The following is a 271-nucleotide window of genomic DNA, read 5'->3' as shown; positions in this document are numbered from 1 at the left end:
AAGGGCGCTTACTACAACTACGTCCGGCCGGTGATCGTGCGAGGAATGGACCTGACGATCGACGGCCATGCCCGAGGCAATCCATGGGTCTCCGGGCCGATGCGCGGCGCCGGGCAATGGGCGCTCGACAGCATCGAAGGCATCGCCGGCACCGGCGCCGGGCTGATGCGGTTCGGCTCGGCGGCGGTGTTCGATCAGCAGAAGGCCATGGCGATGGCCGGCACCGGCGTGCGCAACATGGTCGGAGCACTCGACGGCGTGCTGCGCGACG

Annotated in this window: 1 protein-coding gene; it reads left to right on the top strand. The window is 69.0% G+C overall.

Going from position 1 to position 271, the window contains the following annotated elements:
- Window positions 1-271, top strand: a 271-nt coding sequence (locus tag ABS767_RS17575; protein WP_408080783.1) for a hypothetical protein, incomplete at both ends; no start/stop codon positions are given.

The organism is Sphingomonas plantiphila (genome assembly GCF_046000505.1).
GTDB lineage: Bacteria > Pseudomonadota > Alphaproteobacteria > Sphingomonadales > Sphingomonadaceae > Sphingomonas > Sphingomonas plantiphila.
Note: the sequence above shows the minus strand (reverse complement) of the source record. Positions and strands in the feature narration are given on the sequence as shown.